Here is a 25,499-nt window from a genome sequence, read left to right on the forward strand (position 1 = left end):
TTATTGGGCGTCTGCAATCGCCTTTTCCAGCCGCTTCTGGACTGGCTTTGGCTTCTTGGCCGCGACAATAGCATCAAGATTTGCCGGGTTCTCGCCGACAACCAGCAGCGCAACCATACCCATTGCGTAATGTGGCGTGCATTTTACGAAATAGGCGCCGGGTTCGGTGACCGTGAGTGTGTAGTTTTCGTTGACCTTGCTCTTAAACGCTTCCACGCCTTCCGGGATCATGCCCTTGACCGACTCCACATTGTGGCCCTTGTCGGTAGGAATGAAGGTAATCGTGTCGCCGGGGTTGGCCTTGATATAGGCAGGCTCAAAAACCATCGCACCTTCTGCGCCTTTGTTGAGCATATGAACTTCGATGTTTTCCGCGAGAACGGGTGCTGCCATCATCAGGCTCAGCCCAGCAGCGGCAAGGGAAATAGCAAATTTGCGCATCTTTTTTGATCTCCATAGCTGGCTCAGGCGACATCACAGCGGTGCCTGATAATGACCAGTCTGATGCAGACTTAGAACGGCTTGGCGCTCACATCTTTGATTGGGATCAAATATATTCACATAGTTGAGAATAAAACTCAGATATCGCCTTCTGCCGTGTGCTTTGAGACGGTAGCCTTCTTATTTCTGTGAGGCCCTTGCTGGCTATCTCGCCATGAAGTGCGATCATTGGGTTAAGCTGCTCGGTCTCAGTTGTGATCGCGTCTACTATTGTGCGCGCCAACATTCATCCCTTGAACGACAAACTGCGGGTCAGGCTTACTTCACACGCTACGCCGATGACGAACGCCTGAAGCTGTCCAGACCAACCGAGCCAACTCTTTACGCATTCTCTGCGCGGTTTCCATTGCTATCGAAGAGATGAAGCTTGTGTGACGGGAAGCTCACCTGAATGGTGCCCTGCGCGTGAAGCGCATCGCGATCCAATGTAAAAACCTTGAAGGGTAAACCGTGAATGCTCAAATGCAGAATGATGCCGAAGCCGGTTGGCTCGACAAGATCGATGGCGGCGGCAATGCCGGCCTCTTTTTCGACCTGCACATGCTCTGGACGAATACCGAGCGTGGCGTTGGCTCCATCCTTGAGCATTAGGGGGTGCGGCAATGCAATGAGCGTGCCGTCTTTGAGTTTAAGACGCGGTCCACCATCCTGTTCGAGATAGGTCACATCAAGAAAGTTCATGGCGGGTGATCCGATGAACCCCGCCACAAAGAGATTGGCCGGGCGGTCATAAAGCTCCAACGGAGGGCCAACCTGCTGCACAACGCCACCATGCATGGCGACGATACGGTCGGCCAGAGTCATGGCTTCGATCTGGTCATGTGTCACATAGATGGATGTGGCCTTGAGTTCACCATGCAGTTTTTTGATTTCAGCACGCATCTGCTCGCGCAGGCGTGCATCAAGGTTGGACAGTGGTTCGTCAAAAAGGAAGGCCTTGGGCTGACGCACAATCGCACGCCCCATGGCAACACGCTGGCGCTGGCCACCGGAAAGCGCTTTTGGGCGTCGTTCCAGCAATGGTTCAAGGCCGAGCTTTGTGGCAGTCGATTTGATGGCGTTTGCGATCTTTTCTTTTGGCGTTTTGCGCAATCGCATACTGTAGCTCATATTGTCGGCAACGCTCATATGCGGATAGAGCGCATAGGACTGAAACACCATCGCAATATCGCGGTCTTTGGGGGCTAGCTCATTGACGCGCTTGCCAGCGATCTGAACCTGACCGGATGTGATGTCCTCAAGGCCTGCAATCATACGCAGCAACGTAGATTTACCACAGCCGGATGGGCCGACCAGCACGATGAATTCGCCATCTTTGATCTCTAGATCAACGCCGTGCAGAACCGCATGTTCGCCATAGCTTTTGCGGACTGACTGAATATCGATAGAAGCCATAGGGAAAAAACCTTTCAGCCTTTGACCGCGCCAGCCGTGAGGCCCTGCACGAGGTATCGTTGAATGAGGAAAAAGAAGAGACAGGCCGGGATCAGCGCGAGCACGCCCGCTGCCATCATCTGTCCGAAATCGACCGAGAATTTTGAGACAAAGCTCAAAAGACCGACCGGGAACGTGGCTGAATCATTACCGGAGATCAGCATCAGCGCGAATAAAAGCTCGCTCCATGCTGCGGTGAAAACAAAGCCGAGCGTTGCGGCAATGCCGGGAAGCGTCAGTGGCAGAATGATCTGCCGAAAAGCCATGAACTGCGTCGCACCGTCGATCTTGGCCGCTTCTTCGAGGTCTTTCGGAATGCCGTCGAAAAACGATTGCATCAGGAAAGTGGCAAAAGGCACATTGAACGCCGAATAAACGATGATGAGGCCGATCAGGCTGTTGGTGAGGCCGAGCGGTGCCATGATCTTGTAGATCGGCGCAATCAGCATCACGAGCGGAAACATCTGAGTCAGCAGCATCAACGCCACAATCCAGTATTTGGCCCGGAAGTTGAAACGTGACAACGCATAGCCGGAGAGTGATGCCAGCAGCGTCACGATGATGGCAGTCAACCCGGATACGATCAGGCTATTACGGAAGAACAGCGGAAACGAGCTGTGATTCAACACATGGCTGAAGTGATCAAGCGTCATACGCGACGGCCAGAGTCTCACGCCTTCGCTGTAAAGCAGATCGTTGGGTGTGACGGAAACTTTCACCAGCCAGAAGATCGGAAACAGTGCAAACAGGACGAATAGCAGAATGGCAATGCGATGTGTGCCAACAAGGAAGAGTTTACGGTTGGTCATGGCCTCAATCCTTGTTCAGAAGCGTCTGGCGCAACAGCACGATAAGCATTGAATAGACCATCAGCAGGACGAGCAGGACCATCGCAATCGCCGAGGCATAGCCGAAATCGAGCCGTTTGAAGGCCTGTGTGAAGATGTAGCTGGCGACAATCTGCGTTCGATCAGCGGGACCGCCGCCGGTCATCACGACAATCAGATCGGCACTGTTGGCAATCCAGACAGTGCGTAGCAAAATGGTGATAGCCATCGTTGGCGCAAGGTAGGGAAGTGTGATCGATAGAAAACGCTGCGCGGGGCCAGCCCCATCAATGGCTGCTGCTTCATAAAGATCGCGCGGGATCGCTTGCAAAGCGGCCAGCATGGTGATTGCAAAAAATGGGATCCCCCACCACACACCAGCGGTAATGATACCCCACATGGCAAGATTGGGATCGGACAGGATGTTGTCTGGCGCGCTCAGAATACCGATCGCATGCAGCCAGTGCGGCAGTGGGCCGATCACCGGATTAAAAAGCCACGCAAAGTTAAGACCTGTGAGGAAAGTCGGCACAGCCCATGGCAGGAAGATCAGCGCCTGTGCCAGCCCACGTCCGGCAAATGGTTTGTCCAGCAGCAGGGCAAGAATAAGTCCGAACACGAATTGCAGCAGTACCGAGCATCCGGTCCACCAGAGTGTGTTCTTCAAAGAACGGTAGAAAGCCTGATCGGTCGCAAGTTCGCGGAAATGATCAAGCCCGACATAGCCACCGGAAAACGGGTTTAGTAACTGGATGTCGCGAAAGGCATAGGAGACGCCGAGGATCAGCGGAACCAGCATGATTGCGCCAACCAAGATGAGGGCAGGGGCGCTGTAAAGATAGGGTTCGGAGGCGTGTGCAAGTCGCTGCAGAAAGCTGCGGCGGTCCTGACTTGGTATTTCGCTTGGCACCGGGGCCTTTATGGAAGCGGTGTCGTTCATTATTTTTCCCTTCGCGGGGCTGCATCATTCGCTTTGCAGGCGTGGCTGTTCCACGCCTGCAAACTGTTTATGTTGCTATTGCTTTGAAAGGTGCTTCTGCTGTGCTTTGGTCAGATATTCTGCCCATTGGTCGGCTAGCTGATCCGGCGTAATGTCTCCGAGAAGCGCTTCCTGCGAGGTTTTGATGACGAGAGAATCCTTGAAGAAGGCAAATTCTTCCAGATAGGTCGGCATGACGGTTGGAACGACGTCCTTGTCAGCCAGTTCATCGAACCAGCCCTTGAACTGTTCGCCGCTATAGAACGGATCGTTCTGAGCGGATTTGAGAACCGGCAATGCGCCGGTGCGCTTGTTCCATTCGATGTTGCCTTCCGGGCCTTCTAGCATCGAAATCAGCTTCCAGGAGAGGTCCTTGTTCTGGCTGCCGCTCATCATAGACCAGCCGGCAAAGCCGATGGTTGGGAATGTCTTGCCATCCGGGCCCTTTGGCATGATGGCAACGCCGAAATCTTCCGGCTTCATACGTTCGGCAATGGCGATCAGTGCATCCGGGTCTTGGTTGAGGAAGGCGCAGGTGCCGCTATAGAAACCGGCTACGGTTTCGTTGAAGCCCCAGTTAACGCTATCTTTTGGTGCAAGGCCGTTCTTGTAGAGATCGACCATCCAGGTGATGCCCTTTTTCCAGCCTTCGCTGTTCATGGTCGAGGTGCCGTCTTCATTGAAGAACTTGTTGTCACCGGCCATGGATGCGGCAAAAATCACCCAGCCATTAAGGCCACCCGGACCGCCGCGCATACAGTAACCCGATTTGCCGGGAAGGGTTGCGACCTTTTTGGATGCTTCAACAAACTCGTCCATTGTTTTTGGTGGTTCGGAAACACCTGCTTCGGCGAGCAGCTTTTTGTTGTAGAACATGGCATTCAGATAGAAGCCATAAGGCAGCGTATAGGCTGTATCATTGACACTGCGGCCAAGCTCAAGCGCACGCTCGGTCAAGTCTGGCGTGGTTTCCCACTTTTCAAGATAGGGTTCGAGGCTTTCCAGCATCCCGTTATTGGCATAGAGCGAAACCCAGGTGTCGGGCATTTCCATGACGTCGGGAATTTCACCGGCCGAAACCATCGTTGCGAATTTCTGGAAGGATTCGCCCCATGGCAGCGAGATGATTTCGACCTTGGTGCCCGGATTGGCTTCTTCAAACTTCGCAACGATTGCTTCAAGCGTCTTGGTGCGCTCTGGACTGGTAATGACTTCAACAAGCTTCAGGGTGGTATCGGCAAGCGCCGTACCGCTTAAAAGCATGGTTGCGAATGCGGCTGCTATTAGTTTTTTCATTGCAGTTCCCCTTATTGCTCCTCACTGAATTTTCGTTATTCGGTCGATGCTGCGAGCGCTTCTTCAATATCCCGCCACAGCGCTTCCGTCCCTTCCAGCCCGACATGCAGGCGTACGGAGCGCGGGTCGATGCCGAACGTATGTGCCGAATTTGGTTGCGCCTTTTGTTGCAGCACGACTTCGCCCGGCACGATCAGGCTTTCATGTCCGCCCCAGCTTACGCCGAGCTTGAACAGATCAAGATGATTGCAGAATTCGCGGATGTTCACGCCTTCCCGGAAGATGACTGAGAAGAGACCGGACGTGCCCTTGAGACCCGCAGGCAGGCGATTGGCAAGAGCTGGGTGGCAGATGGTCTCAACCATATCCAGTGCCTGAAGACGCTTTGCAATTTCCAGTGCCGATGCCTCGTGCACCTTCATACGGGTTGGCAAAGTGCGCATACCGCGAATAAGCAGCCACGCATCAAAGGGTGAAAGCTTTCCGCCGAGATATGGGTATGTTTCTGCGCGGATTGCATTGAGCAGCTCTTTTGAGCCTGTCACAACACCGGCCACGACATCGCTATGTCCGCCAAGATATTTCGATGCTGAATGTACGACAAGATCAACGCCAAGCGACAGCGGGCGCTGGAAGATCGGGCTGGCCCAACTGTTATCGATGATACTCAACACGCCATGCTGCTTGGCAATGGTTGCGAGCGCGCCGACATCATGAGCTTCCATGACCCAGCTTGTCGGGCTTTCCATATAGAAGATTTTCGCTCCGGGTAGGGCTTTGGCGACTGCTTCCTCGTCACGTCCGTCGACATAATCGACCTGCACCTGCATGCGTTTCAGGATGGTCCCGAAAAGCCGGAACGCATCGGGATAGACATGGCGTACCGCCACAATGCGATCGCCCGGCTTAACAAATGCCAGCACGCTTGAAGAAATTGCAGCCATACCGCTGGCAAAGCCCAGTGCGTCTTCTCCGCCTTCAAGTTTTGCCAGCATTTCTTCGAATGCCCGCACGGTCGGGTTAAGCCCACGTGTATAGATCGGACGAACCTTTTCGCCGCGATACGAGGCGACCATGTCGTCATAGCTTGGAAAGGTGAAAAGCGAAGTCTGCACGATGGGCGGAACCACGGCATCGTAAGCGTTGCCTTCATCATGCGCAACCGTAAGTGCTGCAAAATCCAGTGGATCCATTCCATCGGTCATTTGGACATTTCCTTGATGTCTTCCTCGACAATGTCGAGGATTTTGAGTGTTTCAAGCCGAGCGGCTTCAGGGTCCTGAGCCACGATGGCGTTGAAGAGCGTGCGGTGGAACGGAAAGGTTCGCCGCGCGAAGTCCATGCGCTCGAATGGATGGTCCCAGAAGTGCAAAAAGGCTTCGCGCATCTGTTCGAGCAATTGTCTGAAAAGCGGATTGTGGGTGGCGTCATAAATGGCTAGATGGAAGGCGAGGTCTTCCGGACCTGATGTTCCTTCCGCGATGTGAACACGCTCCATCTCGTTGAGATTGCGTTCGATGATGACGAGGTCTTCAGACGTGCGTTTGCGGGCGGCAACCATGCTTGCCTCGGCTTCAATGCCACGGCGCACTTCAAGCGATTGCAGCAAAGCATCGCGCAATTGTGCGGGATCGAAAGAAAGCGGCATGTGAATGGTGGCAGATGAAACAGGCTTGAGCAAATAGGTGCCGCTGCCTTTGCGTGCTTCAATCACTCCTAAGGCCTGAAAGTATCGGATTGCTTCGCGAATAGTGGAGCGACCAACAGCCAGCGCGGCCATCAATTCACGTTCGGCGGGAAGGCGATCTCCGGCCTGAAGCTGAGCGGTCTGGATGTAGGTTGCGAGTGCATCGGTTACCTGCCGTGCGCGATCCATCGGCGGGAGTGGTGCAATCTGCAGCAGCCTGCGATCTTTCATTCCGCCATCTCCCTCTGGCTTCATGCATCTGTATCTGCCGCATTGTTCTGGGTTTTATTTTCAGCCATGCAGCAGTTTGAGCGCTGTCAGGCCGCATCCCCTTATTGGTTTTAAAATTGGTCTGACATCCTACAGATATTTAAAAGCATCGGGTGCTGTCAAGCATTTCATTTGTCAAAAAACCAAGGCTTTTGTCTGACTGCGTGTCTATTGCCATTGAGGACTCTGACTGAGTGGATGCTTTTGGTGAACGTTTAGCGCACAAGATGACTTCTGATTGTAATTGCTGGCCTTTTGATGGCAGAGCCGCAGGTCTTTAAATCAAGTGCTTGGCTTGGACTATGTCCGAGGTGATAAGTAAGATTAAAGTTGCTGTGTTTTGCGCATGCCAATTTTAAGAGGTAGAAAAAATAAGAAGGATTGATGAAAAATTTCTACCAGTGAGATTTATATTGAGTATTTGATTGGATAATTAGTTTTGCACATATGGAAAATCAAATTTTCCATATGTGCAAAAGTTATATTTATTTGCTGGTGGCAGGTGTGGATTTACATTGATTACATTGTGGGGCGAACGTAATTCTACGCTCAATCGTGCCTATAGGAATTGAGCGGCTCAAAAGGCAATCATCCAATAGCGGCTATAATCGTCCGCAAATACCTAAAGAAAGCGCACTCAGGCAAATCCTTATCCATTTTCTTTGATCATTTCGCTCTGATGTAAAACACCAGCGCGCACTATAAGCCTACTTCCTTTCGCATAGTCTCTAGGCGTTCCATAGCAACAACCCCATCAGCGATGTTTGGGGCTGGTGTTTCCGCTCCCATAAGCGCGGGCACGACATCTGCCAACAATGAATGATAGCCCTTGGGGTCTTCATTGGCCGCTGCGGTAAAGTTAGGCTTCCAAGTGAGTGTATCGCAGTCGCCTGACAATGTCGCATTCGGATCGGCAATTTTGAATGCGGGATTACGATGCCAGCGCACGTCGATAACATCGTCCACCTCAATACGCTGGTGATCTCCCATCAGTTCAATGCGTTCGACGGGGGTTCCGCGCGACTGAATCGTCCCCATCGCAATGGTGCCGATAGCGCCACATTCAAAATCGAATGCTGCGTGGATCAACAGCTTACCCGGTTCTTTTTCGACTTTCTTGGCTGTCAGCTTTCGAACAGGGGAAACCAAGTGGGAGACGAGGTCCATATAATGGACGCAGTGGTGCAGGAAAAAGCCAGTGTAATCGACGTTGCCCACGAAATAACCGGGGGCTGTCATGTAATAGCCGGTTAGGCCCAGAACATCGCCGAATTGGCCCGATTTTATGATATTGGCTGCGATTTTGTTGCCGATCGAATAGCGTTTCATGAAGCCGAGCAGCAGTGGCTTTTTTGCTTTTTCGGAGGCTTTGAGAAGTTCACGTGCGCCTTCGGCAGACCCCGAAGGTGGCTTTTCCATGAATACAGGCAAGCCGCGTTCCAACGCTGCCTTGCCAAATGCAAGGTGTTGATCAGGGCCAACAGCCATGCCAATGGCATCAAGACCGCGTGTGTTGAGGAGGGCTTCAACATCATTTGTCAGTGTTCGCACCCCGAACTGCCGTCCGGCATTCGCAAGTCGTGTCGGGTCTATGTCGCAAAGCGCGGCAATTTCCACATCGTAACGAACAAGCTGCGGGAGCAACATCTGGGTTGCGTGGATACCGCAACCAATCCAACCAATTTTGAGGGTCATCGACGATACTCCGTAAGCAGGAGGTGGCTTTTCATGAAGGCGGTACTGGCTGCCAGACGATCACTTTCGTCCTCGTGTGGCGCTCTCCATTGCGCAAAAGGAACGCCAAAGCGATCATCCTGACGGCGGAATGGTTCAAGCGATATTGGACCGGTATAACCGATCTCGTGCAGGGCGCGACAAACCGCAACCCAGTCTGTTGCGCCTGTGCCGGGAAAGCCGCGGTGATTTTCATTGGCCTGAAAATGCACAACCAGATCGCCTGCAAGCCTGATCGCTTCTGGAATTGAGCTTTCTTCCATATGCATGTGGAAAGTATCGAGCATCAGTTTTATCGCTGGCTGGTCAACTGCATCCAGCAATTCGATTGCTTGCTCGGTTGTGCAAAGGACATCGCTTTCAAAGCGGTTAAGTGGCTCGACTGCGAGCAGAACATCGCTTCCCTGCGCATATTCACCGGCAATTTTCAGCGCTTTTACGCAGCTATCTTTGCGGCGCAAACGCTCATCTTCTGAAACTGGCTGTGGCGGGCGGCCAGCAAAGACGAGAGGGTTTCCGGTCAGAGGTCCACCAACAACCTGCGCTCCAAGCGCATGGGCGCAATCAACCGTGTATTTGAGATAATCAATGCCGCCCTGATAGGCATTGTTGTCGGCGGAAGAGATATTGCGTTCAAGATTAACGCGTGCTGCAAGCACGACGAAAAGTCCTGCATCATCGAGGGCTTTGCGTGTTTCTTTGAGGTCCAGTTCACCGGGTTCTGGCACCAGCAACTCAACAAATTCAAATCCGTGTTCACGCATTTTATGGAAAAGGGAAAAATGCTGGGCTGTGAAAGGCCGCGCATATTGCATTGAAATCAACCCGATGGGGTTCATGATATTTCCTCGATTGCTTGAAGAACTATTGGGGAATGTAGGGGTGTCAGCCTTTGACTGCCCCTTGTGTAAGGCCGCCGATAAGGCGTTTTTGAACGAGAAGGAAAAGAATGGTTGCGGGCATGGCGCCAACAACGGCACCCGCTGCGAGCAGTCCCCATTCGATTTGGTATTCACCAATCAGGGTCTGAATTGCGACGGTAACAGGGCGCACATTTCTGCCGCCAAGTGTCAGCGCATAAAGATATTCGTTCCATGCGGTGATGAAGATATAGATGCCAGTGGAAATAATACCGGGCATCATCAAGGGTATAATCACGCGCCGTAAAGCGGCGAGACGTGAGCAGCCATCCATCATCGCGGCTTCATCAAGGCTTTTGGGGATTGCCGCGACGTAGCTCGTCAGCATCCAGACTGAAAACGGAATGGCAACCGTGGAATTCGCAAGAATAAGGCCGAAATAGGTGTCCAGAATGCCATATTTTCGCATGATGATGAAAAGCGGCAGGATGAGCAGCACAATGGGGAACATGTTGATGAGCAGAAATTGCATCATGAACAATTTGCGCCCGAGAAAGCGAAAACGCGAGAGTGCATAGGCCGCGGTTACAGAAACGGCGAGGCCCAGCACCACTGTGCCAACCGCAATAACCAGGCTGTCGAGCATATTTTTGTAGAACTGCGTTTTGTTAAACAGCCGTTCGTAATTATCGAGGCTCCAGCCCGATGGTGAGAGCGAAACACCATTGGCTGAAAGCGCCTCGGTGGGCGTCAGCGACGTGAGCACCATCCACGCAAATGGTGCCAAAGCAAACAGCACGATGCAAGCGACGGGTAAGTCGGTGGTCAATATGCGTTTAAGCGTGCTTTGACGTTTCATTTTTCGACCTCTCGCATTGTACGAGCCAGATAAAGAACGACCAGAACGCCGAGCAGCAGCGTGAAGGTGACAGCGATAGCGGTGCCATAGCCGAAATCGAGATTTTGCCGCGCTTTTACGAATGCATAGAGAGGCAGCGTATAGGTTGAGTAGCCCGGGCCGCCGCCTGTCATGACGAAGATGACGTCCATGGAGTTTGCAACCCAGATCACGCGGAGCAAGCCTGCTGTTGCAAGCACAGGCGCTATGCCGGGCAGAGTTACGTTTACAAACTGACGCCATGGCGAAGCACCATCAATGGATGCTGCCTCATACTGGCTTTTGGGAATGCCCTGTAAGCCCGCCAGGATCATGATCGCAAAGAACGGAAAGCCCTGCCATGTCAGTGTGGCGATGATTGCGTAAAGGGCGATATTTGGATCGGCCAGCCAAGGAACTGCCTGGCTTACAACTGAGAGATTGAGCAGAATGTCATTGAGAACGCCGGTGTTGGGATCGTAAATCCAGCGCCACATGAGCGCAATCACGACACTTGGCAACGCCCACGGAATGATGACCAGCGCACGCGCCAGACCACGCCATGGAAACTCTCTGTTGAGTAGCAGCGCCGTAATCAGACCAAGACCCATTTGAAGCGGGACGGTCAGTCCGATCCAGATGCATGTATTCCAGAATGCAGCCCAGAATACCGGATCTTGCAACAGCTTGATGTAGTTACCAAGGCCAACAAATGCCGTCGCTTTGGGTTTGAACAGAACCAAATCGTAAAAACTTGTCCAAACTGCCTGCACCATCGGCAAGAAGACAATCACCAGCGTCACGATAACGGCAGGGCTCAGCAACCAGTAAGGCAACCATGTTTTGCTTCGGCGGCGAAGTCGCGTCGGTGCAATGGATGTGGAGGGCAATGCGGACATAGGTTATCTATCCATGCTAATGAAAGAACGGGATCTCGAAGGGGCAAGGGGAGGCATGACAGCACAATTGTTTGCTGCCATATTGCTCCCGCGCTTCAATCGATTAGTTTTGGAAAAGCTTTTCCAGTTCCTGCATCATCTGTTCGGAGGTGATTTGCCCAGCGAGTGCGCGTTGCATTTCAATTTGCCAAGCCGTGTTCACGAATTCCGATGTGCCCTCATTTTGTGGAAGCACATGTGCGAAGGGCAGTGAATCAACCGTGGCATCAACGAAACGGCGTTCGTGCAGCTTCCAGTCTTTGGCACCGCTTTTTGTCACGGTCATCTGACCGGTTGCACTGTTGAAGGAGACGTTATTTTCGCCTTCTGCAAGGAAGGAAATCCATTTCCAGGCAGCGTCTTTCACTTCTGAGGATGAGAATATCGCAAGCGATTCATCACCATAGGAGGTCCAGCGATTGCCTCCGCATTCAGGCACAGGCACTGCCGACACCTTGTCGCCTAAAGCGGCAACGAGGTCTTTGGACGATCCGATATGGTGGATTGTCATCGCCGTTTTTCCGCCTTTAAAGGCCGAGATAATCTCCTGAAAGCCGTCATTGGGTGCTGATGGTGGAATGACTTTGTCCTTCTGGAAAAGATCAATTACCCATTGATTGGCTGCCACCGCAGAGGGCGTCGTCAAGCCACCCGGCTTCAGCTCACCACCCTGTGAAAGAACAAAAGCGCCCCATTGATCCCATCCGCCTTTGCCTCCGCGAAGGCCAAAGCCGTAGCGATTTGGGGCCTCTGTGAGCTTGATGGCTGCGTTGCGGAAGTCTTCACAGGTTTTAGGAGGCTCAAGGCCTGCTTCTTTGAAGAGGTCAGCGCGATAATAGAGATAAAGGACGACATATTGAATAGGCAGATAATATTGGCTGCCGTCTGCTGCTTTGTTCAACTCAAGGAGATTGTCGAGCAGGTCGTCTTTTCCGGCCCAGCCATTGATCCGCTCGCCAAGCGGCTCAAGTGCTTCCATTTCGGTCAAACGTGGCTGTGCAAACAGCTTGACCATGGCAGCATCAGGCGCGCTGCCACCAATAATCGACGTATAGAGATTATCGTAGTAGCTATTCCACGGAATATTTTCCGCCTCGATTTTGATGTCTGGATTGGCCTTTTCAAACTTGGCAACCAGTTCGGACATCGGATTTTCCGGGTTGTCGAAATGATACCAGAAGCGGACGGTTTCAGCAGATTGCGCGGAAAATGTCAGTGCAGCGGTAAATGCCGCACTGAGCATAAGAGATTTCAACATTTCAACTCCTCCCAGTTGTTTAAAAGGCCTCTCTTGTTCAGGCCATTCGGCTTAATGCCTGCGCCGCGTCCTCCAACGCTGCTTCAGCTGCCGTCAGTTCATTTGTGTATTGTAGAAAGCCATGCACCACGCCTTTTGTGATGGCTATTTCGTCCTTGCGGCCAATTTTTAACAGTCGCTCATGCAGCAAAATCGTATCGGAAAAGAGGGGGTCGATGCCTGCGGCTGTAAGATAAAGCGCGGGCATTTTTTCAAGAGCTGCATCTTCAGCGTGAAGTGGACAGGCCAGCGGATGTGAAGCAATGTCTTGCCCGCTCGCATACCAGTTCCAATAACGCTTCATTCTGTCGGTGGTAAGCCCCGGACCATTGATGAAGGCTTGATAAGATGGAGTTTCAAAATCCATGGCATAGTTGCCATAAAAGAGCAGGGCGCCCTTGGGCAGCGCATAATTGTTCTGCGCCGCGTGCAGCATCGCTGAGAGGGAAAGATTTGCGCCAGCGGAATCACCTGCGATATAAACGGGGCCATCCAGCCCTTCTAATTGTTCATCAATTAATGCCCGCATGGTGCCGATGACATCGTGGAGGCCGGCGGGAAAAGGGTTTTCCGGTGCTAGCCGGTAATCAGGCAAAACAACGGTTAAACGGGTCTTTTCTGCGAGCACCCGTGCGCAGCGCTCATGCGTTTTGGGGCTGCAAAAGGCAAATCCGCCACCGTGAATGAAAAGAAGGGTTCCGGGCCTTTTGTTGATTGGTTCCAGAACGAGCAATGGGGTTTGTTGTGAGCCGATGGACGGGTTCGCAGCTATTTGCGTTAAACGCACGGCCTGCATTTCTGGAAGATTGATATTCCAGCGCTGGTTGTTTTTTTCTGCAAGCGTGCGCCCCTCCGCAGCCGGAAGTGTCGTCGGATCAGGGGCGTCAGATAACTCAACAGCGATTTTTTCGAGAAGAGCCCGCATTTCTGGCAACGGTTCATGATCGAGGATATGTGTCATTGCGACTGACCTTCTTCCGGGAATACAGCTGGCCCAAAATCGACAATGGTTGCAATATGATGGCGCATGGCGATCTGTGCAGCTTCAATGTCCGCTGCTTCAAGTGCATCAATAATTGCGCAATGACGTAGCGCGGTTCCACGCAGGTCGCGTGCACTGCCGCTTTGTGAGATTTTGAAGCGATGATTATGCACGAGGCAACGATGTAAAATGGGGTTCAGAGCGGGCAAGTCTGCTTCGTCAAAAATGCGTCTGTGAAAATCACGGTCAATTGCAGCCAAGCGATATTCATCTTTTTCATCAGCTGCCTGCAGCATGCCCTCCAGCATTTCTTTAAGATCATCCGTCAGCTTTTTGGATCGCCGCATCATCACGCGTGGAATACCATTGCATTCAATGGAATTGCGCAGGCGAAACATTTCAACAGCTTCATCCGGCGTACAAAGAGAAACTTGAGTTCCCCTATGTCCTTGTCTCAGAACAAGGCCTTCTTCCTGCAATTGGAGCAACGCTTCACGCACCGGTCCTTGGCTGCACTGAAAATGCGCGGCGATTTCCAATTCTGTCAAGTTGGCCCCAGCGGGCAATGTGCCAAGCATAATATCCCGCTTGAGCGCTTCAAATACGACTGCTGCTTTTGGAGGCCTGCTCTGAACGAGTTTGGGTGAAAAATATGCCACGCCGATGTCTGAGCCTCCTTGCCTAATGTCTCAATTATCATTATTGATAATAATATCGATAAAAGACGTCAAGCGAAAACTCTGGGAGGAGAAGGCATGATCGCCATCGCGTTGGAACGTGTCCAGAAGACTTATGGCACCCATAAAGTCATCCACGATCTCGACTTTCGGATCGAGAGTGGAGAGTTTGTTGTTCTGGTCGGTCCCTCCGGTTGCGGCAAATCCACTTTGCTCAGAATGATCGCGGGTCTGGAGGATATATCGGGCGGTGAATTGAAATTTGGCGATGCCATCGTCAACGAGCTTTCGCCCTCGGAGCGTAACATTGCGATGGTCTTTCAGGATTACGCGCTCTATCCGCACATGAGTGTGGAAGAGAATATGGCGTTTGGACTTAAAATGCGCGGCTCGAATGATAATGACGTATCATCTCGCATTGGAACGGTGGCCGAAACGCTTAAAATTGGCGAGTTTCTTGCGCGTCGCCCTGCACAACTTTCAGGAGGGCAACGCCAGCGTGTCGCTATGGGGCGCGCGATTGTGCGAGAGCCCAATGCATTTTTGTTCGATGAACCGCTCTCGAATCTTGATGCCGCTTTGCGTGTTGAAATGCGGCTGGAAATTGCGAAACTACACAGAAAGATTAAAGCGACCACCGTTTATGTGACGCATGATCAGGTCGAGGCGATGACACTTGCTGATCGAATTGTGGTTATGAACAAGGGCAATGTCGAACAGCTTGGCAAGCCGCTCGATATATATCGGAAACCTGCCAGTCTTTTTGTTGCGCAATTCATTGGCAGCCCGACCATGAACGCTCTTCCTGCTGAGGTTCGACAGAACAGTGGAGAAACTCTCGTGCTGTCCTGCACAGGGAGGGACATTTCTCTGCGTTCCCACTTCGCGCCGCTCAATGTTCAGGATCATGTTACGCTGGGCATTCGGCCAGAAGACCTGGCGACTTGTTCAGCACAAGACGCTTGGTTCAGCGGTGAGCTTGCGGTGGTTGAACGCTTGGGAAGTCAGATGTTTGGCTATATCGAAATTGGCCAGCCTAAAATGCTGACCGTTGAGTTCCCGCGTGATAGCGAGTTGGAGCTAGGGCAACAGGTGCACGTCAAAGGAGACGAAAGCCGCGTTCATCTCTTCGACAGCGAAACAGGTAAGAGGATTTAGGTTTTGTTGTGGTTGCATCACCTGTTAAAAGCGCAGTGATGGCCATATATGAGAAACGCTGATTTTGCTATATGTGGCAGATATGGCGGCTGGAAATGCGCCATAAACAGACTGCCCACCGCAAGACATACGTCTCCAAAACTGAACATCTGGGCGGCAGGCCCCAAGGCAACTATGGCGCCTTTCAACATTGAATTCATGTTGAAGTTAAATTCTAATTATGACGCTTTAAAAGGAGCGCTTGCATGCCATCATATTGCTTGGCGTTTAGCGTATAATGTTTGGTGGCGGTATTTTGCGTAAAGATTCAATTATATCGGGGCGTTGCTCTGCAATGGTCGCTATAATCGCTTCGGAGAGCGCGAAAATTGCCGAAGGAGAATTAGGCAGGAAGTCGCTCGTCGCCGTCGCATAAAGCACGACATCTGCCAGAGATGCGAGTGGCGATGTCGGGCTGTCCGTTAAAACCAGGATCTTTGCATGTTTTGAGTGCGCAGATTTTGTGAGTTCCAGTGTGCTCTGAGAATATCTAGGAACGGATATAGCAATCACCACATCATTCTTACTGATGGAGTTGATGATATTGCTTGAGTAGGAGCTTGCACCGCGCAACAGTGCATTGGTGACGCTTTTTTCAGTATAAAGCGCCAAGCCTTCTTCCAAATATGCTGCTGCGTAGTGACTTGCGCCAGTTCCAAGAATAATAATTCGATGAGCCTGTAATAATGACTGGATGAATTCGTCAGATGCAGCCTGATCAATATTGGATATTGTAGCCTGAAGCTTTTCAACACTATCAATAAGCTGGCGGTGCAACGTCGATCTTTTACCAAGAGATCCGAGATCATCTCCTTGAGAGTTGCGCATATTAACCGGAACTGCCTGGAAATCAGAAACGATCTTTTCTCGGAATTCACTGAAGCCTCCATACCCGGCGGTTCTGACAAAACGGGTTATCGTGGCTGTTGAGCTACCGCTAGCCTCGGCGACGCCTTCAATTGACATGGCTACGACGTCCAACGGTCGCGCCAGAACAAAATCCGCGATCTTCTGATGCGATCTGCTCAGAGACGGGTAAACCTCTGTCATTCGCTGAGCAAATTCAGACTTGGGACTCAAAGTTGTGGCCATTGATCATTTCCGTCGTTGACGTCTAGAAATTTTCATATAATCTAAAAATGAAAATAATCACATCAAAAAAGATGTTTACTCCAAGGGAACGCATATAATTATGTACAAAACGCTCTTAATAGCCAGCCTTTTTGCGACCACAGTTTTGGGTGGCGTTGCAAATGCCCAGACCCTTAAAGTCGCGCTCTCATCAGAAGCGACTGCTGTTGACCCCCATTACCATGACCTCACCCCGAATAATGCGCTGGCCGCACATATTTTTGATAGCCTTACGCGGCAGGATGAGAAGCAGAAATTGCACCCGGCTCTGGCGGAATCGTGGGAGAATGACGGCAAGAACAAGTGGACCTTCAAGCTTCGTGAGGGCGTTAAGTTTTCGGATGGAGCGCCTTTCACTGCCGATGATGTTGTTTTTACCTTCTGTCGTACGCTGAAGAACGAAACGGCGGTTTCTGGTTCATTTGCCGACATCACAGCGAATTTCGAATCGGTCGAAGCGCCGGATGCAAAAACCCTGATCATCACGACAAAAGTTCCTGAACCGCTGCTTGCGACCTTCATGGGTACAGTGGGTATTTTAAGTTCCTCGATTGTTGACCATGGCAAGATCACGTTTGATCCGGCCAATAATTGCGGTGTCACCGGCGCGTGGCCTGTTGTTGGCGACTTCAATGACGGCAAGAAAGCGATTGGAACGGGTCCTTACAAGCTCAAGAACTATGTAAAGGGTTCATCGATCGAGCTTGAGCGCAATGATCATTACTGGGGTGAAAAAGAGCAGTGGGAAAGCGTTCGCTTTGTTCCTGTTCCCAATGCAGGAACGCGACTGGCCGGCCTGCTTGCCGGCGATTATGATCTTGTTGAAAACCCTGCGGCGCGTGATTTGGCGCGCATCAAGGACGACAAGCGTTTTGTTGCTGAAGTCACCCCAACCACTCGCGTTATCTATTACCAGCTTGATGTCGGTCGTGAGCAAAGCCCGTTCGTCAAATCTGCCGATGGTAAAAATCCTCTGCAGGACGTTCGTGTGCGGGAAGCCATGTCGCTTGCCATTGACCGCAAAGCAATTATGGCCCGCCTGATGGACGGCGCTGCGGAACAGGCAAATGAATTTTTGCCAAAGGGCATGTTCGGCACATTGCCAGATGCGCCAGAACTTCGTTACGATCCGGCTGCTGCCAAAAAGCTGCTTGCCGAAGCGGGTTATCCGGACGGGTTCCAACTTACGATTTCAACGACCAATGATCGTTACATCAATGACAGCCAGATTACGCAAGCGGTTGCACAATATCTGACGCAGATCGGCATTAAAACCGATGTGGACGCAATGACACGCGCTCTCTATTTCCCACGCCGTTCAAAGAAAGAGCTGAGCGTTGCGATCGGTGGATGGGCGTCGACCAGCGGCGAAGCATCGTCTTTCCTGCGCCAGTCGCCTGCATCTCCAAATGAAGCAGGCACGATGGGAGGCTCCAATTATGGCGGGTATAAAAACCCTGCTTTCGATAAGTTGATTTATGAAGCAGTGGAAACAATGGATGATGATAAGCGCTCTGCATTGTTGCAGGAAGCGACGACCGAAGTGCTTAAAGATTATGCTTTCATTCCGTTGCACTTTGAAAGCGGCATCTGGGCTCACAAGGCTGATATCGATTTCACAGGTCGTTCCGATCAGTTCACTCTTGCTATGTCAGCGAAGCCGAAGAAGTAGTTTCTTTGTCACTGCAGTGCGCGCCTTATGTTGCGCGCACGCGCCGCTTTCGATGTAATTCGGGTAAAATGCGATGACTGCATATGCTTTGCAGCGCTTGATCCAGAGCGCGCTGGTGTTGCTCGCCGTTTCGGTTGCCGTTTTCTTTGCCATCTATGGCATCGGTGATCCGATCGAGCTGCTTGTTCCACCGCAGGTCAGTGCGGCCGAAAGGCTGGTGCTGATCAAAAGACTTGGACTGGATCTGCCAGTCTGGCAGCAATATTTCACTTTTCTCGGCAATGCTCTGAAAGGCGATCTCGGGACATCCTTTGTGCATGGTGTACCGGTTGTATCGTTGATCTTAGGGCGACTTCCAGCCACTTTGGAACTGGTGCTCCTGTCTATGACGCTTGCTACAATGGTCAGTGTACCTTTGGGCTTGTATGCGGGTCTGAATACCGAAAGTCGCTTTTCGCGCATTGTTATGGCCGGAACGGTTATCGGTTTTTCTCTTCCCAGTTTCTGGAAGGGAATGATGCTCATCCTGCTGTTCAGCGTGGTTCTTGGCTGGCTTCCCACTGCTGGAAGGGGCGAGACTGTTGAAATTCTGGGCTTTCAGACGAGCTTGTTTACACTTGATGGTCTCCGCCACCTCATTCTGCCAACGCTTAATCTCGCTATTCCGACCTCGGCCTTGCTGGTACGGCTCGTTGCAGCCGGTACAGCGGAAGCCACAACGCAGGATTATGTCAAATTCGCCCGTGCAAAGGGCGTTCGCCGCAAGCGTATCGTGTTTCGGCACATCATGCGCAATATTCTGATACCGGTTGTAACTGTGGCAGGCATTGAGTTTGGTAGTCTGGTGGCATTTTCCACGATAACTGAAACCGTATTCTCGTGGCCGGGGATGGGCAAGCTCCTAATCGATAGTATCTATCAGCTCGACCGTCCGGTTGTGGTTGCCTATGTCATGCTCGCAACTTTGCTCTTTGTCGGCGTCAACTTCCTCGTGGACGTTCTTTATGCGGCACTCGATCCAAGGGTCAAACTCTCGGGAGAGATGGTATGACAAAGCTGGTTATCCCCCAATCCGCCAACACATCTTTGCGCAAACGGGTGCTTAAAAGTATCCGCAATAAGCCTACGATGCGCGGTGCGGCTATCCTGCTTGGAACGATGGTTTTCCTTGCCATCCTTGCACCCTTTATTGCCGTCCAGAACCCCTATGATCTGGCCTCGTTGAGCGTGATGGACAATCGTCTTCCACCGGGCTCATCCAGTATGACCGGAATGACCTATTGGCTCGGCACGGATGCGCAGGGACGCGATATGGTCAGTGCGATCCTTTATGGTCTTCGCACAAGTTTACTGGTTGGACTGCTGTCGACGCTTGGCGCGATGATTATTGGTGTCACTGCTGGATTATTTGCTGCACAGATCGGAGGCATTGTTGATACGCTCATCATGCGTTTTGTCGATTTCATGCTGGGTTTCCCTTCTATCCTTGTCGCTCTCGTGCTTCTGGCTTCCGTGGGGCGGGGAATAGATAAGGTGATCTTCGCGATCATTGTGGTGCAATGGGCACAATATGCCCGCTTGATGCGCGCTTCGGCTATGGTTGAACGGCGAAAAGAATATATCGAGGCTGCAGTCAATTTCGGTCTGCCTACGCGCCATATCATGCTGGCACATCTCCTGCCAAACTCGGTCGGTTCTGTTCTTGTCATGTCCACAATCAGCATCGCTGGCGCTATAACGCTTGAGGCCACTCTGTCGTTTCTGGGCGTTGGTGTGCCTGTGACACAGCCATCTCTTGGACTGTTGATAGCGAATGGCTTCGAATATCTGCTCTCTGGCGAATACTGGATTGCCGTGTTCCCCGGTATAGCACTTGTCCTCCTGATCATTTCCTTGAATTTTGTGGGCGATCGCGTTCGCCGCAGCTTCAATGTGAGGGCAACGGCATGACAGCGCTTCTTGATATACACGGTCTGCGGACTGTCTTTCATTTGCTCGGCGGTGCATGGTCTGCTGTTGATGGCATTGATCTCAAGGTCGAGCGTGGTGAGATCCTTTGCCTTGTGGGCGAGTCCGGTTCGGGAAAATCCGTCACAGGCTTCTCCATCGTTCAACTGATTGATGCGCCGGGAGAGGTTGTTGAAGGCAAGATCTTCTTCAATGGGGCTGATCTCCGCACCGCCTCAGATGAACAATTACGCTCGCTGCGTGGTGATCGTATTGCGATGATCTTTCAGGATCCGCTTTCCACGCTCAACCCTGTCCTTACTGTTGGAGAGCAGATGCTTGAAGCAATTTTCGAGCATCGAAACTGTAGCCGTGAAAATGCCCGCAAGGAAGCGATGGACGCTCTGACCAGAGTTGGCATTTCTTCCCCGGAAGCACGGCTCAAGCAATATCCGCATGAGTTTTCAGGTGGTATGCGTCAGCGCGTAGCGATTGCAATTGCTTTGCTTAATGGCCCCGATCTTATTATCGCCGATGAGCCGACAACTGCTTTGGACGTCACCATACAGAGCCAGATTCTTTATGAGGTTCAGAAGCTTGCGCGTGAAACGGGGACCGCGGTTCTTTGGATCACACATGATCTGGCAGTTGTGGCCGAGTTGGCTGACCGCGTGGCGGTGATGTATGCAGGGCAGATTGTCGAGAGTGGTTTGGTGGATGATGTGCTGGATCAGCCCATGCATCCCTATACGCTCGGTCTTCTCAGTTCCTCAACTGGCATGGTTAACCCCGGCGAGCGTCTTCACCAAATCAATGGAAATGCGCCGCGCATTGATGCGCGGCCGTCGGGCTGTCCGTTCCGAACGCGCTGTGATCGCGCGATTGACCTTTGTACGACGATTTATCCGGAAAAACAGAATTATGGCGATCATAGCTTTCGCTGCCACAATCCCGTTGCGACCCTGGAGGTAATCTCGTGAGCGACATCTTATTCGAGATGAAGGGTGTACGTAAATATTTCGAGTCCCGAACCACCACCGCTGAAAAACTGCTTAGTCTGGCGGGTAAAAAGCAACCCAGCCGAACCCTGCGCGCGGTTGATGGCGTTGATCTCAGTGTCAGACAAGGTGAGGTTCTTGGGCTGGTCGGGGAATCGGGTTGCGGGAAGTCCACTCTGGCGCGTATGGCGACTGGCATTCATAAGCCGACATCCGGAGACGTTATTTACAAGGACAAAAACGTCTCCGAATTACGTAACCGGGAAAAGCTCGATTTCCTGCTTAAAGTGCAGATGATTTTTCAGGACCCGTTTGCTTCACTTGATCCGAGAATGAAGGTTCACGAGATCGTGGCGGAGGCGCTCAAGGTTCACAAATTAGCGCCAAAAAATCAGATATCCGGAATGGTGGATCGTGCGCTGGAAGAGGTCGGTCTTGATATCGCGTATCGCGAACGCTATCCGCATCAGTTCTCCGGTGGCCAGCGACAACGTATCGGCATTGCACGCGCGCTTGCGGTCAAGCCGGATTTTCTGGTGTGTGATGAGCCTGTTTCTGCGCTCGATGTTTCCATTCAGGCCCAGGTCATCAACTTATTTATGGATTTGCGCGACCGATACGGTCTGACATACCTGTTCGTCAGCCATGATCTGGGTGTGGTGCGCCATATCAGTGATCGTATTGCGATCATGTATCTTGGCCGTATTGTCGAGATCGGATCAGCTGCGGATATTTTTGCCAATCCAGCACACCCCTATAGTGCTGCATTGTTGAATGCTAGCCCGTCAGTGAAACGACGCAAGCGCAATTTCGAGCCGCTGAAGGGGGATTTGCCCTCTCCGCTTGCGCCACCAAGCGGCTGCCCTTTCCATCCGCGCTGCGCACAGGCCATGGCCGTGTGCCGTGATCATCGTCCCGCGCTTAAAGAAATTGCCTCTCGTCAGAGTGTGGCGTGCCATTTGCATAATCTGGAGTTTCAATGATTACCTCTTCTCTTAATCCAGAGGTCGGGAAAAGCGTTTTGCCTTTCCTTGACAGGTTTCACCCTGATCGTCCGCTGGAGGTAAACTTCTATCGACCATCTCACTATAAGCCGGATGGCCCTGTTGTTATTGTTCAGCATGGCATGTTGCGCAATGGTGACGAGTATCGAGATTTCTGGATACCCGCTGCAGAAAAACATGGATTGCTGATTGCGGCGCCAACCTTCTCGGATGCATCGTTCCCGATGGCGGAAAGCTATAATAACGGACTCATCCTCCGCAAAGATGGAACAGTCCGTGACCAGTCAGAATGGCTTTATGGTGTTCCTGCGCGGGTATTTACAGCATTGCAGGCGTCTGGTGCGACCAACCGCGAAACCGCTTTCCTTTATGGTCACTCTGCAGGCGGACAATTTGCGCATCGTTTGCTCGCAACGCAGCCGTCACACCCTTTCGGTGCGGTCATTGCTGCAAATCCTGGCTGGTATACCTTGCCGGATATGGATCGAAAATTTCCCGAAGGCATGGGCGGAATTTGCTTGTCTGATGATCAGCTCGCACGCTGGTTTGCATATCCGATGCATATATTTGCCGGTGATCAGGATATTGCTGAAGATGATCCCAACCTGCCTTCTCAACCGGAAGCACTTGCGCAAGGTGCATCACGCTTTAAGCGCGCACATTTTATTTACAGTTTCGCAAAGATGCACGCCCAAAAGCTTGGACTGCCATTTAACTGGAAGTTGATCGATATTGAAGGTGTTGGCCATGATGGCGCTGCTATGTCTCGCGCTGCTGCTTCTTTCTGGTTTGAGGGCAGGATTCCGTCAGCCGATGAACTTGTTCTTGATGATGCAGCACAGCTCTAAAAACAGAAGTTGGAACGTGTGATGAATGCAAATAATCGAAAAGACCTCTGGCAAAAAGTCGATGATGAAAAACAACGTCTTATAGAACTGAGTGACCGCGTTTGGGGTATGCCCGAGGTGTGCTACACAGAGTTTCGATCCGTGGCCGAGCACAAGGCGGAGCTTTTGTATCACGGCTTCCGAGTCACCGAAGGCATAGCGGAAATTCCAACTTCGATTATTGGAGAGGCGGGGGAGGGCGGACCTGTCATTGCCTTTCTGGGCGAGTTTGATGCGCTTCCTGGCCTAAGTCAGCAAGCCGGCGTGGCCGAGTACAGGCCTTTGGAAGCTGGTGGTCATGGTCACGGCTGCGGGCATAACCTGCTTGGTTCAGGCGCGATGCTTGCCGCAATCGCGCTCAAAAATTACCTTGCCGAGAACGGCATTCCCGGCCGTGTGCGTTATTATGGCTGCCCTGCGGAAGAGGGCGGCGCAGCCAAAACCTTCATGGTTCGCTCAGGCGCATTCGACGACGTTGATGTCGCGATCTCATGGCACCCATACAGTTTCTGGGAAGTTGCTCCAGCGCTTTCTCTTGCAAATACGCGTGCTGATTTTATCTTTAAAGGTCGTGCAGCTCATGCTGCCGCAGCTCCGCACCTCGGGCGCAGCGCACTTGATGCTCTTGAGCTTATGAGCGTTGGTGTCAATTATATGCGCGAACATATGCCATCTGATGCGCGCGTTCACTCTGCAATTCTTGATACTGGCGGTATTGCGCCGAATGTCGTGCAGGCGCATGCACGGGTTCGATATTCGATCCGGGCGATGGAATTGCAGGATATGAATGATCTTGTTCACCGCGTGCATAAGATTGCACTGGGCGCAGCAATGATGACGGAAACAACGGTTGAAATGAAGATAGTGAGTGCTGTGTCCAACACATTGGATAACAAACCGCTGGAACGGGCGCTTTACACAGCTATGGATGAATTGGGTGCGCCGGATTTTGACGATCAGGATCGTGCTTTTGCACGTGAAATTCGTAAGACATTTTCTGAAAAAGACATAGCGTCTGTCTATAAAGCTATCGGTATGCCGATAACTGATGAACCACTCGCAAATTTTCTGACACCAGAAAATACCAATCGTAAGCCGTTTATCGGATCAACGGATGTGGGCGATGTGAGCTGGGTCGTACCGACGGTACAGGTTCATGCGCCGACAGTCGCCATTGGAACACCGTTTCATACCTGGCAGATTGTTGCGCAAGGAAAATCGCCCGCAGCACATAAAGCGATGGTACATGCTGCAAAGGCAATGGCTTCCACGGGATTAAATGTAATAACTGACCCGCTTTTGTTGAAGAGTGCAAAAGCAGCGTTGGCTGAACATACATCCAGAACACCCTACATTTGCCCATTGGGTGCAGACGTGTCGCCGCCCCTGGATATGTCACGCGGATGACGTTTTGTCGATTGTAGAAACCAAAAGGTGAAATCACCTCAACTTATGAGGCTTTCCAATGATCCAATCACAGCAGGAAATTCTCTAGGCATCGTGGTCGGACTGAAAAACCTGGTATGAGTGATGAGAATTTAAACATATGGTAAAAGCCTGATTTTTCATATGTGGCCCTGTCCATCGTCGAATAATATGAGGTTTTTGTCTTTTGAAATTTCTCGTTTCGATTAAACGTTGATTGCAGTCGCTCTGGCGCGGTGATTCAAGTGGCACCGCCCCCCTCAATATTGAGGGGGGCGGGGAGGTCACAGTTGCGATTGGGATGTCGGTCTGAAAGAACACAGGCAGCAACGCTACTTTACCGGGTTCCGTCTGAGGAATTTATCTCCGTTGGGCTTACTGGAGACGGAACAGCTCTTGTTACGGCTACTGGCTCGAAACTGATTGCTGATGATACAGTTTTTCTGGGCTATAGCGGCAACCGGATCTGGCCCGGCAATAGTAATTGTGTTGTTGTCCAGGGGACGGGTTTGGCGAACCCTGACCTTTCTTGGTGCCGTGCACCGCGACCGGCGGATAGCACCTTGCGCCTTCGATGGGCCGATCAATCGCCAGTGTTTTTGTGCGCTTGCTCAGGCCAGAGGCATCGTTGACATGGGAAGTCTCGGTAGCGACAAGTCAGCAGTGATCCGCAAGGCGGTCAGGCTGACGGGCGCAAGGCTCTGTTTCTTGCACCCTATTTACCCGACCTTAAACCAGATCGATCGGGCAGAGTGCATCAACTATCTCGAACATACTGGATACGTTTCCGTTAAAAAACTGAAGCTTGCTAGGGACCTTCTGGTTTCAGAACAACCGCTGCTGTTGGTAAGAGTGGCCAAACAAAAGCGTAAATGCTAA

General features: G+C 51.8%; 24 protein-coding genes. 9 read left to right on the forward strand and 15 right to left on the reverse strand.

The window, feature by feature from the left end:
• The 14 genes from ABE527_RS11930 to ABE527_RS11995 form a co-directional block, all read right to left on the reverse strand.
• Window positions 1–441: a pseudoazurin gene (locus ABE527_RS11930; RefSeq protein ID WP_265985749.1), complete on the reverse strand. Its 441-nt coding sequence runs from the start codon at window positions 439–441 to the stop codon at window positions 1–3.
• 381 nt (window positions 442–822) lie between these two features.
• Window positions 823–1,896 (reverse strand): ABC transporter ATP-binding protein, encoded by a 1,074-nt coding sequence (locus tag ABE527_RS11935; RefSeq protein ID WP_499697044.1) that lies wholly within the window; start codon window positions 1,894–1,896, stop codon window positions 823–825.
• Window positions 1,897–1,910: 14 nt separating this feature from the next.
• Complete coding sequence (locus ABE527_RS11940) at window positions 1,911–2,744, reverse strand: carbohydrate ABC transporter permease (protein ID WP_499697045.1); 834 nt, start codon at window positions 2,742–2,744, stop codon at window positions 1,911–1,913.
• 4 nt (window positions 2,745–2,748) lie between these two features.
• Window positions 2,749–3,702, reverse strand: a complete 954-nt coding sequence (locus ABE527_RS11945; protein WP_499697046.1) for a carbohydrate ABC transporter permease — start codon at window positions 3,700–3,702, stop codon at window positions 2,749–2,751.
• Window positions 3,703–3,777: 75 nt separating this feature from the next.
• The gene (locus ABE527_RS11950; RefSeq protein WP_499697047.1) at window positions 3,778–5,037 is read right to left on the reverse strand and encodes an ABC transporter substrate-binding protein; all 1,260 of its coding nucleotides are present in this window, start codon (window positions 5,035–5,037) and stop codon (window positions 3,778–3,780) included.
• A 35-nt stretch (window positions 5,038–5,072) separates the two neighbouring features.
• Window positions 5,073–6,242: a PLP-dependent transferase gene (locus tag ABE527_RS11955; RefSeq protein ID WP_499697048.1), complete on the reverse strand. Its 1,170-nt coding sequence runs from the start codon at window positions 6,240–6,242 to the stop codon at window positions 5,073–5,075.
• Window positions 6,239–6,955 (reverse strand): FadR/GntR family transcriptional regulator, encoded by a 717-nt coding sequence (locus tag ABE527_RS11960; RefSeq protein WP_499697049.1) that lies wholly within the window; start codon window positions 6,953–6,955, stop codon window positions 6,239–6,241. The genes ABE527_RS11955 and ABE527_RS11960 overlap by 4 nt, the downstream gene beginning before the upstream one ends.
• Before the next feature lie 738 nt (window positions 6,956–7,693).
• Complete coding sequence (locus ABE527_RS11965) at window positions 7,694–8,689, reverse strand: Gfo/Idh/MocA family protein (protein ID WP_499697050.1); 996 nt, start codon at window positions 8,687–8,689, stop codon at window positions 7,694–7,696.
• On the reverse strand, window positions 8,686–9,567 hold the full coding sequence (locus ABE527_RS11970) for a sugar phosphate isomerase/epimerase family protein (protein ID WP_499697051.1): 882 nt from the start codon (window positions 9,565–9,567) through the stop codon (window positions 8,686–8,688). Before ABE527_RS11970 ends, ABE527_RS11965 begins: the two co-directional genes overlap by 4 nt.
• 46 nt (window positions 9,568–9,613) lie before the next feature.
• Window positions 9,614–10,447 carry a carbohydrate ABC transporter permease gene (locus ABE527_RS11975; RefSeq protein ID WP_499697052.1) on the reverse strand — a complete coding sequence of 278 codons (834 nt, stop codon included), beginning with the start codon at window positions 10,445–10,447 and terminating at the stop codon, window positions 9,614–9,616.
• Window positions 10,444–11,364: a carbohydrate ABC transporter permease gene (locus ABE527_RS11980; RefSeq protein WP_265985738.1), complete on the reverse strand. Its 921-nt coding sequence runs from the start codon at window positions 11,362–11,364 to the stop codon at window positions 10,444–10,446. The genes ABE527_RS11975 and ABE527_RS11980 overlap by 4 nt, the downstream gene beginning before the upstream one ends.
• Before the next feature lie 103 nt (window positions 11,365–11,467).
• A complete protein-coding gene (locus ABE527_RS11985) occupies window positions 11,468–12,661 on the reverse strand; it encodes an ABC transporter substrate-binding protein (RefSeq protein ID WP_265985737.1) in 1,194 nt (397 codons plus the stop codon).
• Between the two features lie 37 nt (window positions 12,662–12,698).
• Window positions 12,699–13,661, reverse strand: coding sequence for an alpha/beta hydrolase (locus ABE527_RS11990; protein ID WP_499697053.1), 963 nt, complete (start codon window positions 13,659–13,661; stop codon window positions 12,699–12,701).
• On the reverse strand, window positions 13,658–14,341 hold the full coding sequence (locus tag ABE527_RS11995) for a GntR family transcriptional regulator (RefSeq protein ID WP_265985734.1): 684 nt from the start codon (window positions 14,339–14,341) through the stop codon (window positions 13,658–13,660). The genes ABE527_RS11990 and ABE527_RS11995 overlap by 4 nt, the downstream gene beginning before the upstream one ends.
• Before the next feature lie 96 nt (window positions 14,342–14,437).
• On the opposite strand from ABE527_RS11995, the gene ABE527_RS12000 reads away from it, so the two are divergent.
• The gene (locus tag ABE527_RS12000; RefSeq protein WP_499697054.1) at window positions 14,438–15,517 is read left to right on the forward strand and encodes an ABC transporter ATP-binding protein; all 1,080 of its coding nucleotides are present in this window, start codon (window positions 14,438–14,440) and stop codon (window positions 15,515–15,517) included.
• A 267-nt stretch (window positions 15,518–15,784) separates the two neighbouring features.
• Here ABE527_RS12000 and ABE527_RS12005 read toward each other — a convergent pair whose 3' ends face one another.
• Complete coding sequence (locus tag ABE527_RS12005) at window positions 15,785–16,648, reverse strand: MurR/RpiR family transcriptional regulator (RefSeq protein WP_499697055.1); 864 nt, start codon at window positions 16,646–16,648, stop codon at window positions 15,785–15,787.
• Window positions 16,649–16,748: 100 nt separating this feature from the next.
• Here ABE527_RS12005 and ABE527_RS12010 point away from each other — a divergent pair, with 100 nt between their 5' ends.
• From ABE527_RS12010 to ABE527_RS12045, 8 genes are all read left to right on the forward strand, one after another.
• Entirely contained in the window at window positions 16,749–18,359 is a 1,611-nt protein-coding gene (locus ABE527_RS12010; protein WP_499697056.1) for an ABC transporter substrate-binding protein, read from the forward strand.
• A gap of 73 nt (window positions 18,360–18,432) precedes the next feature.
• Window positions 18,433–19,410 carry an ABC transporter permease gene (locus ABE527_RS12015; RefSeq protein WP_499697057.1) on the forward strand — a complete coding sequence of 326 codons (978 nt, stop codon included), beginning with the start codon at window positions 18,433–18,435 and terminating at the stop codon, window positions 19,408–19,410.
• On the forward strand, window positions 19,407–20,309 hold the full coding sequence (locus ABE527_RS12020) for an ABC transporter permease (RefSeq protein ID WP_499697058.1): 903 nt from the start codon (window positions 19,407–19,409) through the stop codon (window positions 20,307–20,309). The genes ABE527_RS12015 and ABE527_RS12020 overlap by 4 nt, the downstream gene beginning before the upstream one ends.
• On the forward strand, window positions 20,306–21,286 hold the full coding sequence (locus tag ABE527_RS12025) for an ABC transporter ATP-binding protein (RefSeq protein WP_499693738.1): 981 nt from the start codon (window positions 20,306–20,308) through the stop codon (window positions 21,284–21,286). The genes ABE527_RS12020 and ABE527_RS12025 overlap by 4 nt, the downstream gene beginning before the upstream one ends.
• On the forward strand, window positions 21,283–22,287 hold the full coding sequence (locus ABE527_RS12030) for an ABC transporter ATP-binding protein (RefSeq protein ID WP_499697059.1): 1,005 nt from the start codon (window positions 21,283–21,285) through the stop codon (window positions 22,285–22,287). The genes ABE527_RS12025 and ABE527_RS12030 overlap by 4 nt, the downstream gene beginning before the upstream one ends.
• On the forward strand, window positions 22,284–23,156 hold the full coding sequence (locus ABE527_RS12035) for an alpha/beta hydrolase family protein (protein ID WP_499693740.1): 873 nt from the start codon (window positions 22,284–22,286) through the stop codon (window positions 23,154–23,156). The genes ABE527_RS12030 and ABE527_RS12035 overlap by 4 nt, the downstream gene beginning before the upstream one ends.
• A 21-nt stretch (window positions 23,157–23,177) precedes the next feature.
• A complete protein-coding gene (locus tag ABE527_RS12040; protein ID WP_499697060.1) occupies window positions 23,178–24,602 on the forward strand; it encodes a M20 family metallopeptidase in 1,425 nt (474 codons plus the stop codon).
• A gap of 447 nt (window positions 24,603–25,049) precedes the next feature.
• The gene (locus ABE527_RS12045) at window positions 25,050–25,499 is read left to right on the forward strand and encodes a hypothetical protein (protein WP_499697061.1); all 450 of its coding nucleotides are present in this window, start codon (window positions 25,050–25,052) and stop codon (window positions 25,497–25,499) included.

This window comes from Brucella sp. TWI432, from assembly GCF_039674445.1.
In the GTDB taxonomy this organism is placed as follows: domain Bacteria; phylum Pseudomonadota; class Alphaproteobacteria; order Rhizobiales; family Rhizobiaceae; genus Brucella; species Brucella chromiisoli.